The sequence below is a fragment of the Stenotrophomonas mexicanensis genome, assembly GCF_032911605.1.
Classification (GTDB): Bacteria; Pseudomonadota; Gammaproteobacteria; order Xanthomonadales; family Xanthomonadaceae; genus Stenotrophomonas; species Stenotrophomonas maltophilia_A.
In genome coordinates, this window is sequence record NZ_JAWJTG010000016.1 from 44670 (window position 1) to 64777 (window position 20108).

Annotated in this window: 23 protein-coding genes; 8 read left to right on the plus strand and 15 right to left on the minus strand. The window is 67.1% G+C overall.

Going from position 1 to position 20108, the window contains the following annotated elements; all coding sequences use genetic code 11:
* Nucleotides 1-29: 29 nt before the first annotated feature.
* The 5 genes from R1L06_RS09095 to R1L06_RS09115 form a co-directional block, all read right to left on the minus strand.
* Nucleotides 30-1043, minus strand: a complete 1014-nt coding sequence (locus tag R1L06_RS09095; RefSeq protein ID WP_317217507.1) for a hypothetical protein — start codon at nt 1041-1043, stop codon at nt 30-32.
* 148 nt (nt 1044-1191) lie between these two features.
* Nucleotides 1192-2505 carry a sensor histidine kinase gene (locus R1L06_RS09100; RefSeq protein ID WP_317217508.1) on the minus strand — a complete coding sequence of 438 codons (1314 nt, stop codon included), beginning with the start codon at nt 2503-2505 and terminating at the stop codon, nt 1192-1194.
* Entirely contained in the window at nt 2502-3242 is a 741-nt protein-coding gene (locus R1L06_RS09105) for a response regulator (RefSeq protein WP_049443785.1), read from the minus strand. The genes R1L06_RS09100 and R1L06_RS09105 overlap by 4 nt, the downstream gene beginning before the upstream one ends.
* Nucleotides 3243-3300: 58 nt before the next feature.
* Nucleotides 3301-3846, minus strand: a complete 546-nt coding sequence (locus R1L06_RS09110) for a redoxin family protein (RefSeq protein ID WP_317217509.1) — start codon at nt 3844-3846, stop codon at nt 3301-3303.
* Nucleotides 3847-3849: 3 nt separating this feature from the next.
* Entirely contained in the window at nt 3850-4644 is a 795-nt protein-coding gene (locus tag R1L06_RS09115) for an alpha/beta fold hydrolase (RefSeq protein WP_317217510.1), read from the minus strand.
* Between the two features lie 342 nt (nt 4645-4986).
* Here R1L06_RS09115 and R1L06_RS09120 point away from each other — a divergent pair, with 342 nt between their 5' ends.
* The 5 genes from R1L06_RS09120 to R1L06_RS09140 all read left to right on the plus strand — a co-directional run bounded on the left by R1L06_RS09120 (nt 4987) and on the right by R1L06_RS09140 (nt 8526).
* Nucleotides 4987-5631, plus strand: a complete 645-nt coding sequence (locus R1L06_RS09120) for an HvfX family Cu-binding RiPP maturation protein (RefSeq protein WP_088025044.1) — start codon at nt 4987-4989, stop codon at nt 5629-5631.
* 100 nt (nt 5632-5731) lie between these two features.
* The gene (locus R1L06_RS09125) at nt 5732-6208 is read left to right on the plus strand and encodes an HvfA family oxazolone/thioamide-modified RiPP metallophore (RefSeq protein WP_317217511.1); all 477 of its coding nucleotides are present in this window, start codon (nt 5732-5734) and stop codon (nt 6206-6208) included.
* 56 nt (nt 6209-6264) lie between these two features.
* Nucleotides 6265-7110, plus strand: coding sequence for an HvfB family MNIO-type RiPP peptide maturase (locus tag R1L06_RS09130; RefSeq protein WP_317217512.1), 846 nt, complete (start codon nt 6265-6267; stop codon nt 7108-7110).
* Nucleotides 7103-7837: an HvfC family RiPP maturation protein gene (locus R1L06_RS09135; protein WP_317217513.1), complete on the plus strand. Its 735-nt coding sequence runs from the start codon at nt 7103-7105 to the stop codon at nt 7835-7837. The genes R1L06_RS09130 and R1L06_RS09135 overlap by 8 nt, the downstream gene beginning before the upstream one ends.
* Before the next feature lie 50 nt (nt 7838-7887).
* A complete protein-coding gene (locus tag R1L06_RS09140; protein ID WP_317217514.1) occupies nt 7888-8526 on the plus strand; it encodes a ferric reductase-like transmembrane domain-containing protein in 639 nt (212 codons plus the stop codon).
* Nucleotides 8527-8588: 62 nt separating this feature from the next.
* Here R1L06_RS09140 and R1L06_RS09145 read toward each other — a convergent pair whose 3' ends face one another.
* From R1L06_RS09145 to R1L06_RS09170, 6 genes are all read right to left on the minus strand, one after another.
* Nucleotides 8589-9005, minus strand: a complete 417-nt coding sequence (locus R1L06_RS09145) for a hypothetical protein (RefSeq protein WP_317217515.1) — start codon at nt 9003-9005, stop codon at nt 8589-8591.
* Between the two features lie 15 nt (nt 9006-9020).
* Nucleotides 9021-10157 carry a metallophosphoesterase gene (locus R1L06_RS09150; RefSeq protein WP_317217516.1) on the minus strand — a complete coding sequence of 379 codons (1137 nt, stop codon included), beginning with the start codon at nt 10155-10157 and terminating at the stop codon, nt 9021-9023.
* A 165-nt stretch (nt 10158-10322) separates the two neighbouring features.
* A complete protein-coding gene (locus R1L06_RS09155; RefSeq protein ID WP_317217517.1) occupies nt 10323-11861 on the minus strand; it encodes a TerC family protein in 1539 nt (512 codons plus the stop codon).
* Between the two features lie 43 nt (nt 11862-11904).
* Entirely contained in the window at nt 11905-12129 is a 225-nt protein-coding gene (locus R1L06_RS09160; protein ID WP_010483459.1) for a helix-turn-helix domain-containing protein, read from the minus strand.
* Nucleotides 12129-12596: a DUF2975 domain-containing protein gene (locus R1L06_RS09165; RefSeq protein WP_032127655.1), complete on the minus strand. Its 468-nt coding sequence runs from the start codon at nt 12594-12596 to the stop codon at nt 12129-12131. Before R1L06_RS09165 ends, R1L06_RS09160 begins: the two co-directional genes overlap by 1 nt.
* 182 nt (nt 12597-12778) lie before the next feature.
* Entirely contained in the window at nt 12779-13360 is a 582-nt protein-coding gene (locus tag R1L06_RS09170) for an NMCC_0638 family (lipo)protein (protein WP_032127629.1), read from the minus strand.
* Nucleotides 13361-13489: 129 nt separating this feature from the next.
* Between R1L06_RS09170 and R1L06_RS09175 the strand changes: the two genes are divergently transcribed.
* Together R1L06_RS09175 and R1L06_RS09180 are read left to right on the plus strand one after the other, a co-directional pair.
* Nucleotides 13490-13801: a metalloregulator ArsR/SmtB family transcription factor gene (locus tag R1L06_RS09175; protein ID WP_004147836.1), complete on the plus strand. Its 312-nt coding sequence runs from the start codon at nt 13490-13492 to the stop codon at nt 13799-13801.
* Nucleotides 13802-13825: 24 nt separating this feature from the next.
* A complete protein-coding gene (locus tag R1L06_RS09180; protein ID WP_032127631.1) occupies nt 13826-15220 on the plus strand; it encodes a DUF2867 domain-containing protein in 1395 nt (464 codons plus the stop codon).
* Between the two features lie 36 nt (nt 15221-15256).
* Here the strand turns inward: R1L06_RS09180 and R1L06_RS09185 are convergent, their stop codons facing one another.
* On the minus strand, nt 15257-16180 hold the full coding sequence (locus R1L06_RS09185) for an alpha/beta hydrolase (protein ID WP_032127632.1): 924 nt from the start codon (nt 16178-16180) through the stop codon (nt 15257-15259).
* Nucleotides 16181-16353: 173 nt separating this feature from the next.
* On the opposite strand from R1L06_RS09185, the gene R1L06_RS09190 reads away from it, so the two are divergent.
* Complete coding sequence (locus R1L06_RS09190; protein WP_049443813.1) at nt 16354-17328, plus strand: LysR family transcriptional regulator; 975 nt, start codon at nt 16354-16356, stop codon at nt 17326-17328.
* Nucleotides 17329-17331: 3 nt separating this feature from the next.
* On the opposite strand, the gene R1L06_RS09195 is transcribed toward R1L06_RS09190, so the two are convergent.
* From R1L06_RS09195 to R1L06_RS09205, 3 genes are all read right to left on the minus strand, one after another.
* On the minus strand, nt 17332-17832 hold the full coding sequence (locus R1L06_RS09195) for a GNAT family N-acetyltransferase (RefSeq protein ID WP_317217518.1): 501 nt from the start codon (nt 17830-17832) through the stop codon (nt 17332-17334).
* Nucleotides 17833-17846: 14 nt separating this feature from the next.
* Nucleotides 17847-18284: a hypothetical protein gene (locus R1L06_RS09200; protein ID WP_125893731.1), complete on the minus strand. Its 438-nt coding sequence runs from the start codon at nt 18282-18284 to the stop codon at nt 17847-17849.
* A 72-nt stretch (nt 18285-18356) separates the two neighbouring features.
* Entirely contained in the window at nt 18357-20099 is a 1743-nt protein-coding gene (locus tag R1L06_RS09205; RefSeq protein ID WP_317217519.1) for a GGDEF domain-containing protein, read from the minus strand.
* Nucleotides 20100-20108 lie beyond the last annotated feature (9 nt).

Here is a 20108-nt window from a genome sequence, read left to right on the forward strand (position 1 = left end):
AGGATGTCACGGCCGGGGTGAAATACCGGTCATCGGCTGTCCGTCGCCTGCATGTACTGGGTTTCATGGCCGGTGAATCGCTCACCGTCAAAGCCGAAGCAGAAGCGTCCTTCCTTGAACACGCGGTAGACCAGCAACGCACCATTGAGGCAGAACTGCTGCTGGTCCACGCCCGTTTCCAGTGTCCCGTAGCCGGCGGCGTCTCCGCCCTTCCCCGCCGGGCCGGTGAAGGCATCGATCGGCAATGGCGTGGCGCGTCCGGTGCGGGTGTCGACCAGCACCAGCGTGCGCTGGAAGTACTCGGGACGATCATCGACCTGTACCAGCAGATAGTGCTGGTTGAAATTGGGCTTCTGATGCTGGAGCGCTTCTTCAATGGCGGCCCGGTGCCGCGCATCGCAGAAGTCGACCGGGCTGTAGCGGTAGCCGCAACCGTCGTGGTCGTAGGGCAGGTTCATGCCGGAATAGCTGACGCTGCCCTTGCTCCCCGCATCGTCCCCCGGTTCGGGCGTGCTGCACAGCAGCCACGAACGCTGCGCATCCTCCGGGTCGGCCAACAGCTTCGGCTCACGGCCCGCTTCGTAAGCCGCGCCACCCGGGAAGTCCTGCCCCAGGTGCTGGCGGGCGATTGAACGCGCCTTCTCCAACGGCAAGGCAATCCTGGCCCCACGGAACGAGACGAACGTCATCGTCGGCAGGATCACCTCTTCCACCGGCAATCCTTTCCATTGCCCACCCGTGCAGAACGTGGCGATCTCATTCTCTTCGTCCACCTTGCAGGGTTTCGGCACATTCGCGGCCAGCCAGGGATGGGCCGGGCGATCGGTCTGAACGTCGATGTACCAGCCGTCCAGCGCGCAGGTCGGCAGGGCATCGAGCAGAGGCGAGATGTCTGTTGTTGTGGTCGGCGCGGCAAGTGGCGTGTCGGCAGAGGGCGCGTCGGCCGGTTCGTCTGGTGTGCGCGGGCAGGCCGCCAGCAGCAGTGCGGCGATCAGCAGTGCAGCGTGACGTGGGCGCCGGATTGAATGATGCGTTCCCTGCATTGCGTGGTGCTCCCTGGTTTCAACACTCGCTGCGGATGATCGCCGATCCCGGGGTGGTGCAGGAATGCCGTAGATCCACGCCATGTGTGGATGCTCTCGCGTCGGGGTCAGATCCCTTTGCTGCGGCAAACGGATCTGACTCCGCCGGTTACCCCGGCAGCTGCAGCTCCGCTCGCAGGCCGCCGCCCTCGCGGTTGTGCAGCCGCAGTGAGCCGCCCAGCGACTGTGCCAGCTGCACCGCGATGGCCAGGCCCAGGCCGGTGCCGCCGGTATCGCGGTTGCGCGAGCTTTCCAGCCGATGGAACGGTGCCAGCACCGCCTGCAGCTGGTTCTCGGGAATTCCCGGGCCATGGTCGGAAATGCTGATCCATACCCTGCCAGCCTCATCGCGGCCCGCCCCGATCTCGGCGGCGCCGGCGTAGCGCACTGCGTTGTCGACCAGATTGCCGACCACCCGTCGCAGCGGCTGCGGCCAGGTCTGCACGATCAGTCCAGCGGGTGCACCGCCACTGACCGGCTTGCCCATGTCCTCGTAGTCGCCGACCACGCTGGCCAGGAACGCCCCCAGGTCCATCGACACTGGCGCACCACTGGCGACGTGGCTGCTGCGCGCATAGGCCACGCCTTCACGCACCAGTTGCCCAAGGTGGTCGAGGTCGGCCAGCAGTCGCTGCTGGGTGCTGTCTTCAGGCAGGGTCTCCACCCGAAGCTTCATGCGCGTGATGGGGGTCTGCAGATCGTGCGAGATCGCTGCGAGAATCTGCAGGCGCTCGCTGACATGGCCACGAATGCGTGCCTGCAGCGCGTTGAGTGCGGCCGCCGCACCGCCTACTTCCGCGGGGCCATCTTCAGGCAGTGCCGGCCCGTCCTTGCCCGGCTGCAGCTGTTCCACCGCATGCGACAGCTGCTGCAGCGGGCGCATGGCCAAGCGCACCGCCAGCCATGCGCATACCAGCAACAGCGCCAACTGCACCAGCAGCACGGCGGGCAGCCAACGCGCCAGCGGCAGACCCGACGGGGTGACTTCAATGGTCAAGGGTGTGCCATCGTGCAGTCGCAGTTCCACCTCGAACCGCTCCGGCAGGCGAGCCACCTGGCGCGCCTGCAACGGATAGCGATGCTGCAGGCTGTCGTCAATGATCGCGGTGACCTGGCGTGCACGATCGGTCTGCAGTCCCGGCCCAGCCGCAGCCGGGCGCAGCAGGTAACGGTAGGTGCGCCGCTCCAGCCGCGGCACCCAGGCATCGCGCTGGTCCGCGGGCAGGTGCTCCAGCAGCGCGACACTCACGGCCACGTCTTCATCGAGGTTGCGCAGCATCATGCTGCGGGTGGACTGATAGCGTTCGAAAAACAACAAGCCGAAGGACAGCGCGTGGGCCAGCGCCAGTCCGCCCAGCAGCACCAGCAGCAGCCGCGCAGACAGCGTGCGCGGCCAGCGTAGACGGTGTGCGCCGGTGTTCATTCGTCCGGCCCCAGCAACTGCACCGGCACGCTGAACACGTAGCCTTCGCTGCGCACGGTCTTGATGTAGGTCGGCTCGCGTGCGTCGTCACCCAGCCGTTGGCGTACGCGGCTGACCAGCAGGTCGATCGAGCGGTCGAACAGTTCGGCATCGCGGCCCTGGGTGAGGCTGAGCAGCTGGTCACGGCTGAGCACCCGATTGGCGTGATCGAGGAACACGCGCAACAGGCGGAACTCGGCACCACTGAGCGGATACGCGGTGTCCTGCGCATCCAGCAGATGGCGTGCGGTGGTATCCAGGCGCCAGGCACCGAAGGCCAGTTGGCGACCGGCTTCGCTCACCTGCAGGTTTGGCGGCAGCATCCGGGTGCGACGGATCACCGCATTGATGCGTGCCAGCAGTTCGCGGGAAGAGAACGGCTTGGTCACGTAGTCGTCGGCGCCCATTTCCAGACCGATGATGCGGTCGGTCTCGTCGTCGCGTGCGGTCAGCAGCACCACCGGCACCGCACGATGCTTGCCGGCACGCAGGTTGCGGCACAGGCTCAGGCCGTCCTCGCCTGGCATCATCACGTCCAGCACCACCAGGTCCACCGCATGGGTATCCATCAGTGCACGCATGGCCCGGCCACCGTCGGCCTGGCTCACGCGCAGGCCGTTGCGTTGCAGGTAGTCGGCCAGCATCTGGCGGATCTCACTGTCATCGTCGACGACAAGGATGTGCGGTACAGGGTTCATTGTGTTCTCGATGAAGGCAGGGGGACAGCACCGCGCGGTGCAGCCATGGTAGCGCGGCTCAGGGGCTGGCCAGCTGGCGCTGGATCTCGCTTTCGGTACGTGCGTAGTCGCCCTCGCCGTAATGGCGGTAGACCACCCGCCCCTGCCGGTCGAGCAGGTACAGCGCGGGCCAGAAGCGGTTGCCCCAGGCGTTCCAGATCCGGTACTGGTTGTCCTGCACCACCGGCCAGGTGATATCCAACCGTGCGATGGCCCTGCGCACGTTGCCGGGCAGCCCTTCATAGGCGAACTCCGGCGTATGCACGCCGATCACCTTCAGGCCCTGCGACGCGTACCGTGCATGCCACTGGTGGACATACGGCGCCACGTTGAGGCAGTTGCTGCAGGTGTAGGTCCAGAACTCGACCAGCACCACCTGCCCCCGCAACTGCTTCAGTGTGAGCGGGGAGCTGTTGTGCCATGGCCCGCCACCGTCGAACCCCGCCACCGGTGCTGCGTCGAGCGACTGCGCGCCAGCATCCGCGCCGGGCCATGCCAGCAACAACGCAGCTCCACCCAGCAGGCCCAGCAGCAGGGGCAGTGCATACCCTCGCAGTGTGGCCATCGCTCAGCCCCCCTGCTCGGCCAGCGGCAGTTCGGCGGGCTTCACGCCTGCAGCTTCCAGGATGCTGTCGGCCACCTGCGCAGGATGCGAAAGCAACGACACATGGCTGCTGCCGATCGATTGCAGCTGCGCGCCAATGCGCTTTGCGGTGGCGGCCTGCAGCTGCGGCGACAGCATGCGATCGTCACGGCTGAGCACGTACCAACTCGGCTTGCTGCGCCACGCCGCAATGTTCACCACCTCGCCCAGCGCGCTGGCCTTCAGCGGGACCTGGGTGCTGTACAGCAGCGCAGCCGACTTCTTCATCACGTCCGGCGCGAAGTCCTGCGCGATGGCATCGGCCGGCAATGTCAGGTAGCCATCCCTCTCCTGCAGGCGGGCCAGGCCCGGACCGACCGGGAAACCTTCGCCTTGCTGCGCCGAAGACTGCCCTGCATCCGGTGCGAAGGCCGCCACGTACACCAGCGCCTGCACCTTCGGGTCATTGCCCGCCTCGGTGATGACCGTACCGCCCCAGCTGTGGCCGACCAGCACGACCTTGCCGGGTGCAGCGGCAATCGCACGACGGGTGGCGGCAACATCGTCGGCCAGCGAGGTGAGCGGATTCTGTACGGCCACCGCAGGCAGCTTCCAGTCATGCAACGTGCTGATGACCTTGCTCCAGCTGGAGCCATCGGCGAACGCGCCGTGCACCAGGATGACGGTGGGCGGTGCAGCGGTACCGGCCTGGGCAGCGAAGGCGGGGGCTGCGGCGCCGGCAAGGGCGAGAGCGGCAGCAAGCAACGAGGTACGGATCATGGGTGGCACTCCGGTGTTGGGAGTGGCCATTTCCCCCTGCCGGTGTATCGGCGCTGTTTCTCCGCGGCACGGAGTTGTACCGGACTGTAGGGCGCAGGCGGGTTTCTACAGTGGGATACATTCGGCCGCCGGGCCCGACCAGGCGCTACCGGGTGGATATCGCTGCCCGCACGCGGGCGCGCAACGCCCCGATGTGCCCCGACACATCGTCTTTGTATCTGACTGTACGAAACCCCGGCCGCGGCCACAGTCGCTGACAAAACCCCGGGCAACGGCACACGTTGCCGATACCTGCGCCGCCTGAAATGGCCTCCATCGACCACTGGCCCGCAGGACACCACCATGATCAGCACCGCCTCTTCCGTGTATACCCCCCGCCTGGACGCCGTCGGCCGCTGGCTCTCGCCATTGGCGCTGCGCACCCTGCTGGCCTGGGAGTTCTTTGAATCCGGCCGCGAAAAACTGGGCGGCCAGAACTGGTTCGCCGACCTGGAAGGTCGCTTCCCGTTCCCGTTCTCCGCCCTGCCCGCATCACTGAACTGGCAGCTGGCCACCTGGCTGGAACTGGTGGGTGCAGTGATGCTGCTGCTCGGCCTGGCCACGCGCTCGGTGGCTTATGTGTTCTGGGTGCTGACCGTGGTCGCCATCGCCGCCGTGCACTGGCCCGACCAATGGAACGGCCTGGGCGAACTCTGGCAGGGCTATGCAATCACCGACCAAGGCTACGGCAACTTCAAGCTGCCGCTGCTGTTCCTGGCCATGCTGCTGCCACTGATCCTCAACGGCGGTGGCGCACTCAGCGTCGACCGTCTGCTGGCCGGCTCGCAGCACGCCCCCGTTGGCAATGACGGCCTGGGTTGGGGCGTCAGCCTCATCGCCCTGCTGCTGCCGGTTGCCGCGCTGCTCCCCGGCATCGGCTTCGGCGGCGCCCTGCTCGGCGGTGTGCTGCTGGTGGGTTACGTACTGCGCCGTCGCCGCAACGCCTGATCCGCTTCGCCCCTTCACCGCGCTTCTTCCCTTCGTTTCCGTCGCCTTCAAGCGGCGTCCATCCCGCACGCCCCGCGTGCTTTCCCAAGGAGTCACCACCATGTCCGTCTCGACCAAGAACACCCTCTCCTCCCGCCTGCCGCGCATCGGTGCCGTCGGCATCGCCCTGGCCGGTGGCCTGCTGCTGGCCGGCCAGGCTGCGGCGATCCAGCCACTGGCGATCAGTGCCGTGGCCATGAGCGCTGCCGCCGAAGGCAAGTGCGGTGAAGGCAAGTGCGGGGCCAACAAGACCGCCACCGGCAAGCCCCCCGGCAAGGCCAAGGTGGCCGAGGGCCAGTGTGGCGAAGGCAAGTGCGGCGACGCCTCGTTTGCCCGCACCGACCGCGACCACGATGGCCGGGTCTCGCGTGCCGAGTTCAACGCCGTGGCCGCCAAGCGTGCCGCCGAGTTCGACCGCATCGACACCGACCACGACGGCTACATCAGCGAGCAGGAAGCGCACGACTACCTGCGCAGCGTCTACACCGCCAACGGCAAGCCGATGCCGAAGGGCCTGTTCTCCCGCGTCGCCGATTGATCGACGTTCAACCGGCGCCGCCTCCGAGGCGGCGCCCTCTCCCTGGAGCAACCGTCATGACCCTGCCCCTGCCTTCCAATGCCGCCGGTCTTGGCCTGCGTCGTGGCCTGATCGACGAACTGCTGGCCATGCCGGCCGGTGCCATCGACTTCCTCGAAGTTTCGCCCGACAACTGGATCGGCGTCGGCGGTGCACACGGTGCAGCGCTGCGCAGGTTGAGCGAACGCCACCCCCTGACCTGCCACGGCCTGTCGCTTTCTTTGGGCGGTCCTGATCCGCTGGACCGCACCCTGCTGGCCCAGACGCGTGCCTTCCTCGACCTGCACCAGGTGCAGCTGTACAGCGAACACCTGAGCTACTGCGCTGCCGGTGGCCACGTCTACGACCTGCTGCCGCTGCCGTTCACCGCCGAGGCCGTGCATCACGTCGCCGGCCGCATCGCCCAGGTGCAGGACATGCTGGGCCGACGCATCGCCGTGGAGAACATTTCCTACTACGCCGTTGCCGGCGCCGACATGAGCGAGGTCGACTTCATCAATGCCGTACTCGCCGAGGCGGACTGCGACCTCCTGCTGGACGTCAACAACGTCTTCGTCAATGCCTGCAACAACGGCTACGACGCGTTCGAATTCCTGGCCCGCGTGCCGGCCCAGCGGGTCGCCTCGCTGCATGTGGCGGGCCACTTCGATGAAGACGATGGCTTCAAGATCGATACCCACGGTGCGCCGGTGAAAGGCGTGGTCTGGGCGCTGTTGCGCGAGGCCTATGCGCGGGTGGGCGTGCGTCCCACCCTGCTCGAACGCGACTTCAACTTCCCGCCACTGGCCGAGTTGCTGGCCGAGGTCGCGCAGATCCGCCAGGCACAGGCCGAGGCACATTGGCCCGAGGTGGCCCATGGCTGAGTCGCTGGCCACCCTGCAACGGCGTTGGGCCGACCATGTGCGCGACCCATCAATGCCCGCGCCCGATGGCGTCGAGGCGCGCCGGCTGGCGGTGTACCGCCGCCTGTGCATCGACAGCCTGGACACCCTGCTGGCTGGCAGCCTGCCACGCCTGCAACACCAGTTGGGCATGCCGCGCTGGCGCGAGACCGTGGAGCACTACTACGCCAGCCATACCTGTCGCACCCCGTTGTTCCCACGGATCGCCGGCGAGTTCGCGGCCTGGCTGGCGATGCAGGACGCGCTGGCACTGCCGGCCTGGGTAGCGGAACTGGCGCACTACGAGAGCACGCAACAGTCGCTGCACATTGAAGCGCGCGCCGCCGGGCGGCCGCTGCAGCGCGTTCCGGTGGACAGTGATGTGCTGGCGGTTTCGCCGCTGGTGCGGGTGCTTGGCTACCAGTGGCCGGTACATGTGGACGAGGACCTGGAGCGGGTGTTGAGCACGGCTCCAACGCTGCTGGTGATCCAGCGCCTCGCCGATTTCAGCCTGCAGGTCGAGGAACTGTCACCGCTGGCCCACGCGCTGCTATCGGTCTTCGGTGACGACGGCGCGCCTGTGGATGAGGCACTGCAGCTGCTGTCCGAAACACATGGCGTGGCAACGGACGCATTGCGCGTGGTCTGCCTGCGCGTTCTGAGCGAGCTGCTCATGGCAGGCGTGCTGGTCGCATTGCCTGCTTTCTGAGATTGCCGGCCAGCGGCCGGCACTACCGCACCCTACTCTGAGGTCTCATCATGGCTCCTTCCAACACTTTCTTCCTGCACGGCTGGCGCCTGTTCGTGGCCATCGCGGCGGTACTGATCGCCTTCGCGCTGGGCGCGTTCGCCCTGCATGCCGATGTGGCCGAGGGCAGCCGAGCAGCGATCCGAGTCACTGCACGCACATCGTTCCTGTTGTTCCTGGCAGCGTTCACGGCATCGTCGTTCGCCAGCCTGCTGCCCAGCCCGTTCACCCGGTTCCTGCTGCGCGAACGGCGCATCATCGGCCTGTCCTTCGCGTTCTCGCACCTGCTGCATGCCATCGCCATCACCAGTTTCGGCATCCTCAACCCGGCATTCTGGCCAGCACGCTCAGCGCTGGCCAACCTCCCGGGCACGGTGGGCTACATCGCCATCCTGGCGCTGGCCATCACCTCGCATCGGGGGCTCGCCCGGCGCATGGGACCCACGGCCTGGCGTCGCCTGCACGTCACCGGCATGTGGATCATCGCGGCGGTTTTCACCTACTCGTACTTCAAGCGCGTGCCGGGCAACTTCTGGTATGCGGTGCCGTCGGCGCTGCTGTTCACCGCCTTGGTGGTGCGCTGGATCGCCAAGCGGGCGCAAGCGCTGCGTCGAAGTGCGCATGCGCGGCCGCCGCTGCGAGCGGCCTGACGGGCCGGGGTCAGATCCCTTTGCCAAAGGCGAAGGGATCTGACCCCATCATGCCGTCCCCATCAGCCGTCACGTGTGGCGCGATAGGCAGCGTAGGCATCGAGGATCTTCTGCATCCGGGCCTGCTGCTTCACACCCATCGGTGCCCGTTGCACACGCTTCAGCAGCGTCTTCCACATATATCCGGAACGGAAGAAGTACGGGCGCACCTCAAGGAAGGTCAGCGCGACATCCACCGTATCTGGATCGCGTTCGGCAAGTTGCTTCAGCGCGTTGGCGTAGCCCCCCGGGAAAGCAAGCTGTTCATAGCGCTGGTTGTATTCCGCGCAGGCTGCCGCGTGCCGCTGCATTTCTTCCGGGCCACGCCAGCGCGCGCCAGCGGCTTCGCGGATGGCTTGGCGCAGCCGATTGATCTCGTCCGCATTGGCGCGGATCAGACGTTCCATGGGTGCGCGGGGATGGGACATGGTTCCTTCCATGTGGTTTGTCAGGGGTCACGGGGCGCGGCGCAGGGTGATCAGGGTGATCTCCGAAGGAACGCCGATGCGTGCCGGGAAACCGGCCCACAGGCCAGCACCATTGCTCACGTACAGTGTCATGCCATCCACCTCGTAACGCCCGGACACATAACCGCCATTGGCGCGCTTCACCAGCTGGTCCATGCCGATGATCTGGCCGCCATGTGTATGCCCGGACAGCTGCAGCTTCACCCCACGCGCGGCAGCCTCGCGTGCGTTGCGCGGGCGATGGTCGAGCAGGATCACCGGCGCGCCCGGATCGGCGCCAGCCAGCGCGGCCTCCAGGTCCGGCAGCGGCAGACCATAGCGTGCGGCCACCGGGTCGGTGACGCCGGCAATGGTCAGCGCCGCATCGCCGCGCCGCACCTGCAGGTAGCTGTTCTCCAGCACCTGCGTGTGCAGTGCGCGGAACGCCTGCATCCACTCCTGGTACTGCGCGTAGTACTCGTGGTTGCCGGTGATGGCGATGACGCCGTCCGGTGCATGCAGATCAGCCAACGGGCGCGCGTCCTCGCGACGCGCCTCGACGCTGCCGTCGATCAGATCGCCGGTAATCACGATCAGGTCCGGCTTCAGTGCGTTGCTGTCGTCCACCACCCTGCGCACCCACTCACCGGTCAGCAGGCGGCTGGCATGGATGTCGGTCAACTGCAGCACGCGATAGCCATCGAACGCGGCCGGCAAGCCGGCGATGCTCACCTCGATCTGCCGGGGCTTGGGGACGGCCATGCCCTGGCTGACGCCATAGCCACTGACCAGCAGCGCCAGCACACCCGCCGCCGGGCGCAGCTTCGGCGCGCGCAACGCCGATACAGCACGTGGCCTGCGCAGGATGCGCGACACCAACAGGCCCGCGTCCAGCACCAGCAGGAACAGCGCCAGCAGCAGTACGGCAGTCGAACCCGTGGCCAACGAGGCGATGGCCAGCTTCGGGATTTCCGGCGAGGCCATCGTGCCCCAGAACATGGCGACGATGCGCAGCTGCACGGCAACGCTCACCAGCAGCAGCGACAGCACGACCTTCATCCAGATGGGCATGCGCAGTGGCCAGAACAGGCGCCAGGCCACGTACAGGCCCATCAACAAACCGATCGTACTCAGCACTGCAACCATCCTGGAAAGAAAGCGGGCCCGCCATGGTGACGGTTGCCGGCAGTGTTGTGTAGAGCCGGGCCCGTACCCGGCTGCTCAGGAAGCAGTCGAGCATGGCTCGACTCTACAGAGGGCCAGTCGGTCATGGCTCGACTCTACAGAGGGCCAGTCGAGCTTGGCTCGACTCTACGAAAGCCCGATGCGTTCCACCCGCAGGCGGGCGATGCGACGCCTCTCCATTGCCAGTACGGTGATGCGTACATCCGCGATCTCCACCGTGTCACCGATGTCCGGCAGGCGCCCCAGACGCTCCAGCACCAGACCGGAGATGGTCATGTAGTCGGCACTGCGCGGCAGCGAGACGCCGGCCAGGCGCTGCAGGTCGTCCAGGGTCAGCGCACCGTCGGCCTCCCATTGGTCCTCGCCCTGCGCGAACACGCCATAGCGCTCGTCCTGGGTGTCGACCAGGTCGCCGGCAATGGCCGCCAGCAGATCGTTGGCGGTCACCAGGCCTTCCACACTGCCGTACTCGTCCACCGCCACCGCCAACGGCACCGGGTGCTGGCGGATCAGTTCCAGCGCCTGCAGTGCGCTGGCGCTGGACAGCACGTACTGCGGCTCGCGCAGGTTGCCCTCCAGCTGCAGCGGCCTGCCCTGCAGCAGGTCGGCCAGAAGGTCGCGGCTCTGCACCACGCCGCGCAGGCTGTCCAGGTCGCCATCACCCACCAGCAGGCGGGTGTGCGGCGATGCCACCAGGCGTGCCACCACATCCTCCTGCCCACGTGCCAGGTCGATCCACTGCACGTCGGCACGCACGGTCATCACGCTCGACACCGGCCGATCAGCCAGGCCCAGCACGCTGCGGATCATCTCGTGCTCGGCCGGCTGCAACCGCTCTTCGGCATCGACGTGTTCGTCAGCGTTTTCGTCGTCGTGGCCATTGGCCGGGCGCGCGCCCAGCATGCGCAGCACGGCGTCGGCGGTACGCTGGCGGAACGGCTGGCGGCGCTCGTTGCGCTCGCGATTGAAGCGCACCCACTGGTTGAAGGCTTCAACCAGGATCGAGAAGGCGATCGCCGCGTACAGATAGCCCTTCGGAATCTTGTAGCCCAGGCCTTCGGCCACCAGGCTGAAACCGATCATCAACAGGAAGCCCAGGCACAGCACGACCACCGTAGGATGCTTGTTGACGAAACGGGTCAGCGGCTTGCTGGCCACCAGCATCAGCACCATCGCGATGGTCACCGCGGCATACATCACGCCCAGGTTGTCGACCATGCCGACCGCAGTGATCACCGAGTCCAGCGAGAACACCGCGTCGAGCACCACGATCTGAGCCACCACCATCGCGAAGCTGGCGTAGACCTTCTTGCCATCCTCGTGATGCTCGCGGCCCTCCAGCCGCTCGTGCAGTTCCATCGTGCCCTTGAAAAGCAGGAACAGACCACCGCCCAGCAGGATCAGGTCACGCCCGGAGAAGCTGTGGTCGAACAGCGTGAGCAGCGGTTCGGTCAACTTCATGATCCATGCCAGCGCGGCCAGCAGCACCAGCCGCATCAGCAGGGCCAGCGCCAGGCCGATCACCCGCGCGCGGTCACGCTGGTGCGGCGGCAGTTTGTCGGCCAGGATCGCGATGAACACCAGGTTGTCGATGCCGAGAACGATCTCCAGCACGACCAGGGTTGCAAGGCCCATCCATATCGAGGGGTCAGCCAACCATTCCATTTCAGGTCCGTTTCGTCAGTAGGTAAGGGAGAAGGGGAAACACTCAGTCAGCGTCCTGCGCCTGCGTCGGGTCATGCCCCAGCAGGTCACCGGGCGTGCATTGCAGCTCACGGCAGATCGCATCAAGTGTGGAAAAGCGGATGGCGCGCGCCTTGCCGGTTTTCAGGATCGACAGGTTGGCCAGGGTGATGTCGATGCGCCCGGCCAGCTCGGACAGGGTCATGCCCCGTTCCTGCAGCATGCGGTCCAGGGTGATGACAATCGCCATCAGATGACACCGTCGAGGTCATCGCGCATTGCCGCACCCACGGCAAACACGCGTGCCAGCACGAACAGCATCAGCACCGCGACCAGGCCGGTGATCGACATGCCGCCGCCCACCTCCATCCAGGTGAAGTCCGGGCCCATCCAGGCGGCGTAGGCGCCGATCAGGATCGACAGCACCTCCATCGACAGCATCAGCCAGGCCATGCGCTGCAGGCGCTGTGCATTGGCGTGGGTGAACGGCCGCTCGCGCGCCGCCGACTTCAACAGCCGCAGCAGGTGGCGCAGGAACATCAGGCACAGCACCAGCAGCGCGACGATCGCGCCCAGGCCCAGGCAGAAATGCAGGAACAGGTCGCTGCCATGCACGGCAGCGGCATCAGCGTCGTGGATGCTGTCGAGCAGCCAGCTGCGGTCGTGGGCGACCAGCGGCACGGCCAGCAGTGCGGCCAGGATGCCCAGCCAGCACATCGCCCGCACCGCCTGTACGGCGGCCTGGGCCAGGGTGAACAAGCCTCGCGCGGGTCTGGCGCGGGCGGGACGAGCGGTCAAGCGGCCTCCGGCATTGGGGTGGCCTCGCCGCCCCGGGTGAATTTATCGATAAACGATATACCACTTGCCGCGTGAAAGGCTGAATCGCGAGCGTGGGCCCTTCAGGGCCCAGGCGCGCCCTGCGCCAGCATCGCTTCGCCCGGGGCCGCCGAGGCCATCGCCTGCACGCCGGCTTCGGCCGCCTGCCGTGTGACCAGGCGGAATCGCACCTGCAGCTTGCCCTGCCCCGGCGTGGCCCAGCCGTACTGGATGGCCACCTGATCGGCCGACAGCGGCCCACGCCCTGGCAGCGACCGCACCTGCAACGGCTTCGGTGCGGCCTGCACCAACCGGGCGAATCCCTTCTGCACGACCGCCGCGTCGGCCTTTTCGGCGTAGACCGTACACGTGCCATCGTCAGCCCAGCTCACCGCATAGCGGCCACTGGCCAGAGGCACCATCCAGGCCACGCCCGATTGCCCCTGCAGCAGCGTCGCGGCTTCGGCGGGCTGCAACGGCGACAGCCCATTGGATTCCATCAGCGACTGCAACCGTGCCGGGGCACCGATGTGCTGCATGCAGGCGGTGTCGAACAGCTCGCTGAAGGGATCCTGCGCTGGGGCCTTGGCCTTTGCAGTACGCGCAGGTTGCGCCACCGCCAGGGTGGGCAGCAGGGCCAAAGCCAGCCAGAACGCAGGACGCATCGGGATTCCACGCTACGGAAAACAGCAGGGAGAATGGCAAAGCCCGGGCGCCACGCGCAATGGGTCATGGCTTGACAGCCGCCGCTGGCGGGAGGAGTATCATTTAACGAATTAGTTAATTAGCTCGCCATGGACCGTATCTTCGAAGCCCTCGCCTCCACCGCCCGCCGCCAGATCCTGGCCTATCTCAGCGCCGGTGAGCTGAGCGCGGGCGAGCTGGCCGAACGCTTCGACTTCAGCAAGCCGGCGCTGTCCAGCCACCTGCGCATCCTCGAGGAAGCCGGCCTGATCGAACGCGAGAAGCGTGGCCAGTTCGTGTACTTCCGGCAGGTGCCGGACCGCTTGGCCAACACGCTGTTTTCCTGGGCAGCCGAAGTGTGTCCGGTCGGCGGCCCGCTGAAGCGCGAAGCACGCGCGCGCCGCAAGTCCCCTGCCCGCTGAACCGCCCCGCCAAGGAGCATGACCATGCCTGGTTCGACCCGCGACCGCCGTTCGTTTCCAGGGGTGCAGCTTCCGGGGCAGGAGGGCGGAAGCCCGACCGAAGTCACCTTGATCGCGCAGCTCGGCATCGGTGCCGGTGATGCGCTGGTGACCGACGCCAGCCAGCGCCAGCGCCACCACCCGGCCTTCATCGATGCGCTGGACGAGCCTTCGGCGCGACTGGGCGGCATGCATCTGCAGCAGGGCGACGCCTCCTCGCTGTACAGCTTCACCGTCGGTGCCGGTGGTCACCCGTTTCATCGCCATGCAGGCCCGCGCACGTTCACCGCCATCGCCGGAAGCGCGGGCGCCGAGCTGCGCTTCGCCACCGCCTCCGACGCGCAGCTGGCGCGCGATCCCGCTGCCTTCGCACGCACGCTGCGGCGCATCCGCATTCCACCGGACTGCCTGTTCACCGTGCGCTTCGGCGGCGGCACGTGGCACCAGTTCGCATCGAACCATCGCACACATCCGGCGCTGTTCGCGTTGTCCTGCCACAGCAATGAGCTGGCCGGGGCGATGGATGAGCAGGCCCGTGCACAGGTTCAACGCAATGCGGCCGATATCCCCAGCCTGACCGAGGTACTGCCCGATGCCCACTGGCCATCGGCCACTGCACTCGCGGCAGCGCCACTGCTGCAGCTGTCGCTGCAAGCCGCACCCCCCAGCCTGAGTGCTCAGCTGTGCGCGCGTACCCGTGCCCTGCTCGGTCCGCTGCGCCGGATTCCACTGCGGCCGCTGCGCGGGTTCGTCGAACGCGCCACACCGGCCTACCCGGTCCAGTCGCAGGCACCACACAGCGACGGGCTGCTGGCCACTGCGCTGCCGCACAGCCACTACCAGGACCAGACCACGCTGTGCCTGGACAGCGCGCAGGTCGCGCATCACTCCGCGTCGGTACTGCTGGCCGATGTACTGGAAGGCTTCCTGCGCAATCCGCCCACCGGCGTGGGCCACCTGATGGCACTGCGTAACCGCCTCGTGGCGCCGTTGCGGCTGCGTACGTCGCCGCTCGGCTGCCCGGTATCGTCACTGCTGTCGACCGACCGCAGCCGGTTGTTCGCCGGTCGCTACCCGGTGCTGGACGCGCACATCGATGACGGGGACACCTGCGCCGAAGTGCTGCTCGGTGCCGATGATCGCCACCTGCGCTTCCGCAGCAGCGTGCGGGTGCAGCGCTGTGCCGATGGCCACGTCGAGATCAGCCTCGGCTCGCGCGTGCAGACCCGCAATGCGTTCGGCCGCCTGTACATGGCGCTGATCGATGCCACGCACCGCCACTACGTCGCACCGGCACTGCTGCGGCGTGCGGTCGAGCACGCACTGGCACCGGAACTGGCCGATCTCGATGACTGGGCGGAGTACTCCGCGTACAGATGATGCCGGCCCGTGGCCGGCACCACCTGCCACATCAGCTCACAGGTGCTGCTTGAAGAAGGGAACGACCGCTGACAGGGCCTCGCGCACCGGCTCCGGCTTGTCATACAGGTCGTAATGCGACCAGCCTTCCACCACCTTCAACTGCTTGTGCTTCGACGCCGCACGGCCATGGATCTCCAGGCCATCGCGGTAGGCACCAAAGCCACCCGGCTTGTCACCGATCACCACCAGCAACGGTTGGGTCAGCAGGACTTCGGCCAGGTGGAAGGCATCCCAGCCCACCGCTGCACCGCGATGCGAGAACAGCGCACTGACCACGCCGTTGGGCTGCGGCTCGCGCGTGCGGTAATAGTCCGTGGCCTCCAGCACATCGATATCCGTGATGCCGGCGGCGCGCCCCTGTTCCACCGAAGGCGGCAGGAACAGGTCCACACGGGCCTCGCCGCCGCGCATCTCGGCGGTGCGCTGGGCAGCGATGGCCTCCAGCGTGCCGATCGGATCGAATCCGCCAAAGCCCTCACGACTGAGCCGGCCAAAGTTGACACCGGTGATGCTGGTGACCGCCTTGATGCGGCGCTCGGTCATGGTGGCGTTGATCGCGTAGCCACCACCGCCACAGATGCCCAGTACGCCGATGCGTTCGGCATCCACGTACGGCAGGGTGACCAGATGGTCGACCACGCGGCGTACATCCTCCACGCGCTGGGTCGGGTCTTCGACCCGACGCGGCTCGCCACCGCTGGCGCCCTGGAAGCTGGCGTCATAGGCGATCACCACGTAGCCCTCGCGAGCCAGGGCCTCACCGTAGATGTTGCCGGCGGTCTGCTCCTTGCAGCTGCCGATCGGATGCATGCTGATGATCGCGGGATAGACCCGGTTGCGGTCGAAGTCCGGCGGGAAATGCAGGTCGGCGGCGATAGGCCAGGCCATGTCCGGATTCTGGATGTTGATGGTTTCCATGCTGCGGCTCCTCGATAGCGGCGGGAGGCGACGGGTGTCGCCGTTGCAAGCACGATAGACCCGGGATTGGGGCCGAAAAAGCGGCCAATCACAACCAAAGTAGTAAGCTGCAATTACCAAATAGCGACAACCTGTGCCGCCATCTTCTCCCGCCGTCCTGCCGACCGAGCCCCATGAGCGCCCCCAGCCCGATCAACCCGGCCCTGCTGCCCCAGCTGGCCTGGTTTGCCCACATCGCCCACCACCGCAGCTTCACCAAAGCGGCCGTTGAGATGGGGGTCTCGCGCCCGGCGTTGTCGCAGAGCCTGAAGACCCTGGAGAAACAGCTGGGGGTACGCCTGCTGCACCGGACCACCCGTGACATGTCGCTCACCGAGGAAGGCCAGCGCCTGTTCGACGCACTGCGGCCATCGCTGAGCACCATCGAAACCGCAGTACGCGACCTGCGCGCCAGCCATGACGCTCCGTCCGGCCTGCTGCGCATCAACACCGCGCGCCTGACTGCCAAGACGCTGATCGAACCGCATCTACCGGAGTTCTTCGCGCGCTACCCCGAGCTGCGCATAGAGCTGGTGATGGACGACGGCCTGTCCAGCATCGTTGCCGACGGCTGTGACGCCGGCATCCGCCTTGGCGAGCGGTTGGCCGAAGGCATGATCGCCGTGCCGGTCACGCCGATGCTGGAAATGGTGGTGGTCGCCTCGCCGGCCTACCTGGCCCGCCATGGCACGCCCACCACGCCCGCCGAACTGGCCGCCCACGAGTGCCTGGGCTACCGGCAGACCGGCAGCGGCGGGGTCTATGCCTGGGAATTCAGCACGCCGGGCCAGCCCGGTCATGACTTTGAAGTGGAACCGCGCGGACGCTATGTCACCAACGACGATGAGGGCATGATCCGCGCCGCGCTGCAGGGATTGGGCGTGATGCAGCATATCGATCTGTCACTGCAGCCGATGCTGGCCGATGGGCGCCTGGTCCGCCTGATGCCGGCGTGGTCGGCACCGTTCCCCGGCTTCTACCTGTACGTGCCTTCGCGCGAGCAGATGCCACCGCGCGTGCGCGCCCTGATGGAATTCCTGATCGAGAAGCGCGAAGGCGTCGCCAAGGCGCTCGGCCGCACGGTACAGGCCCCGGCCACGGGCAGCTAGGCGTCAGCGCGGGTAGCGATACACCAGATCATCGGCATCACTGCGCACGGCGTGATCGTCCAGCACGCCGCCCAGCCGCTGCGCAACGGCCTGTGATGCCATATTGTCCGGCGCCATGTAGCTGACCAGGGTCGGCAGCTGCGCCACCACGAAGGCCCAGTCGCGCAGCGCGCCGGCCGCTTCGGTAGCGAAGCCCTTCCCTTCATGGCCGTCATACAGCAGCCAGCCCAGTTCCTTTTCCGGGAACAGCGGGCCATGATTGATCCCGACCTGGCCGATGCAGGCTCCCGTATCGGCACGCTCGATCATCAACGCGCCATGGCCGAACAGATGCCAGCTGGCGAGGTCATGGCAGAACTGCCCCCACGCCGCCACCTCACCGAACGGCCCGCCCATGCCCCGCGCACGCGGCGAGGCCAGGAACGCGGCATAGACGCCGAAGTCATCCAGCTGCTGTGGACGCAGCCGCAGGCGCACGGTGTGCAGGGTTGGAATCTCAAGCACGACGGCGCACAGGATCAGTACACGGCCAGGTGGCCACAACCGCGGCGCTGCGGCTGCCCTTCCATCGTCACCTGCACGCTGGCCAGGGTGTCCACACCTTCGGCAGTGCGGCACGACTCACGCTTGATCTCGACGATGGCGGGCTGCTGGCCAAGCTCGCCGTTGAGCACGATCAGCGAGCTCGGTGCATCGGCCGGCTGCCCCGGATAGCGCAGCGTGCCCTTGAGGGTACGGCCGTCAGCGCTGAGGCTGGCATCGTGGTTGCCCTGGCCGGTGGAGGCGATCTCAATGCTCCAACCCGCACCGCCGCCGGTGAAAGCCGGCACCGGGCTCAGGTCGGCGGCAACCGAGGGGTGGCGTGGCGCATCCGCAGCGGTCTGCGACGAAGTGGAGGTACAGCCGGCCAGCATCCCGGCCAGCAGCGCTGCAGCAACGACGGGGCGAACGGTCATGATGCGCTCCTGCCAAATGGTCGAAGGTCCAGTCTAGGCAGCCATGCGTGCGCCAGCGATGAACATGATGTTTCAGCGTGGAATGCGCCCACCACCGGCGACCCGCACGCGGTCGCGGCCCTGCGCCTTGGCCTGGTACATGGCCGCATCGGCGGCACGCAGCAGGGTCCGCCAGCCCAAGGCGTCGGTAGCACCGCGGGCCACGCCGAAGCTGGCAGTCACCCGCAGCACGGTACCGCCGGCCACCACGATGTCCAGCTGCTGCAGCGCAAGCCGCAGCGATTCGGCCAGCTGTCGGCCAGCGGCCAGGTCACCGTCGGCCAGCAGCACCAGGAACTCCTCGCCACCGTAGCGGGAAATGCTGTCGCTGCGGCGAAGATGGCGCTGCAGCAGTTGCGCCACCTGTACCAGCACTTCATCACCCGCATCGTGGCCATGACCATCATTGATCGATTTGAAGCGATCAACGTCCAGCAGGATCACCACTGCGCTCATCCGCCCCTCGTCGTGGCGCTGCTGCACCAGTTCCTCCAGCGCGCGACGGTTCAGCAGTCCGGTCAATTCATCGGTGCCGGCCAGCTGGCGCAGCTCGCTGGTCAGCGCCGAGCGTTCGCGCGACTTCTCGCGCAGCACTTCAATCGCATCGAACAGGCGCTGCATCTCGGCCAGCGGATGGGTGACATGCTGCTCGGGCCCAGGCGCTTCGGAGGCAATCTGGATCACCTGCCGTTGTGCCTGCAGCAGAGGCCGCAGGATCTGCAGATGCGCGATACGCAGCGCCACACCCAGTACCACCAGGGTTCCCAGCGCGGTGGCCAGAAGTACCGCCAGCCGCGTAGCCTCCCGGTTGCGGGTGTGCTCGAACCTGGCGATGGACACACTCAGGTAACCGTCACGCAGCGCCTCAAGCGACTGCAGGGTCGGCACGTAGCGCGTGGTGAACTCGGCAGCGGTCCACGGCGGCGGCAGGCCACGCCGTCCGTCGTCGATCAGCTGTTCGATCATCGGCAGTGACTCGCCGAAGAACTGCCGGCGCGCCATATCCCAATGCCAGGACAGCGTCGGATCACTGCGGAACACCGATTCGTGGCTGCCGGCCAGCCGCCACAGTTCCAGCAGGCGGCCCTCGGTCTGCAGCGCCGCGCGCACCTGTTCGTTGCGCCAGGCACCGGGTACCGCCACCGGCGCCATCACGTTGGAGGCCAGACGCCCGCCGTGTTCGCGCAGGTCGATCAGCACCTGCCCCTGCATGGCTGGAATCGCCGCTTCGCGGTCGGCCCGGACCAGTACGTTGATCTGTGCCGAGGTCAGCAGGTGGAGGCGGTCGACCACGGCAAACATGCCGCTGATCGCGCGCTCCACGTCTTCGACACGTCGTGCGTCGCGCGGCTGCGCTGCCACCCGGTCCACGCCCGCGCGTGCCGACTGCAGGCGACGTTGCGCGTCTGCCAGCATCCCATGCTCATCCACCACGCCCGGATCAGCCGTGAACACGGCACCCAGCTGCTGCAGCGCGGTGTCCACACGCCTGCGCACCACCGCCAGCTGCAGCGTAAGCCGCGCATGCTCGCTGGCATCGGCCGGGTCGGCACCGAGCAGGCTGTTGGCCGGGCCGCGTTCGGCCGAGACCAGGTTGGCCAGGTCGAAGGTCTGGCGCAGCTGGCGCAGGCTGACCAGGTTGTCCTCGGCAGCGCTGTAGCGCAGCGTGCCCTGGACCAGCGCGATGGCCATCAACGGCAGCGTACAGACCACGAACGACCCCGCCAGGATCCAGACCCAGGTCCGCAGTCCGATGGGCGATGCCTTGCCGGCCATGCAAATTTC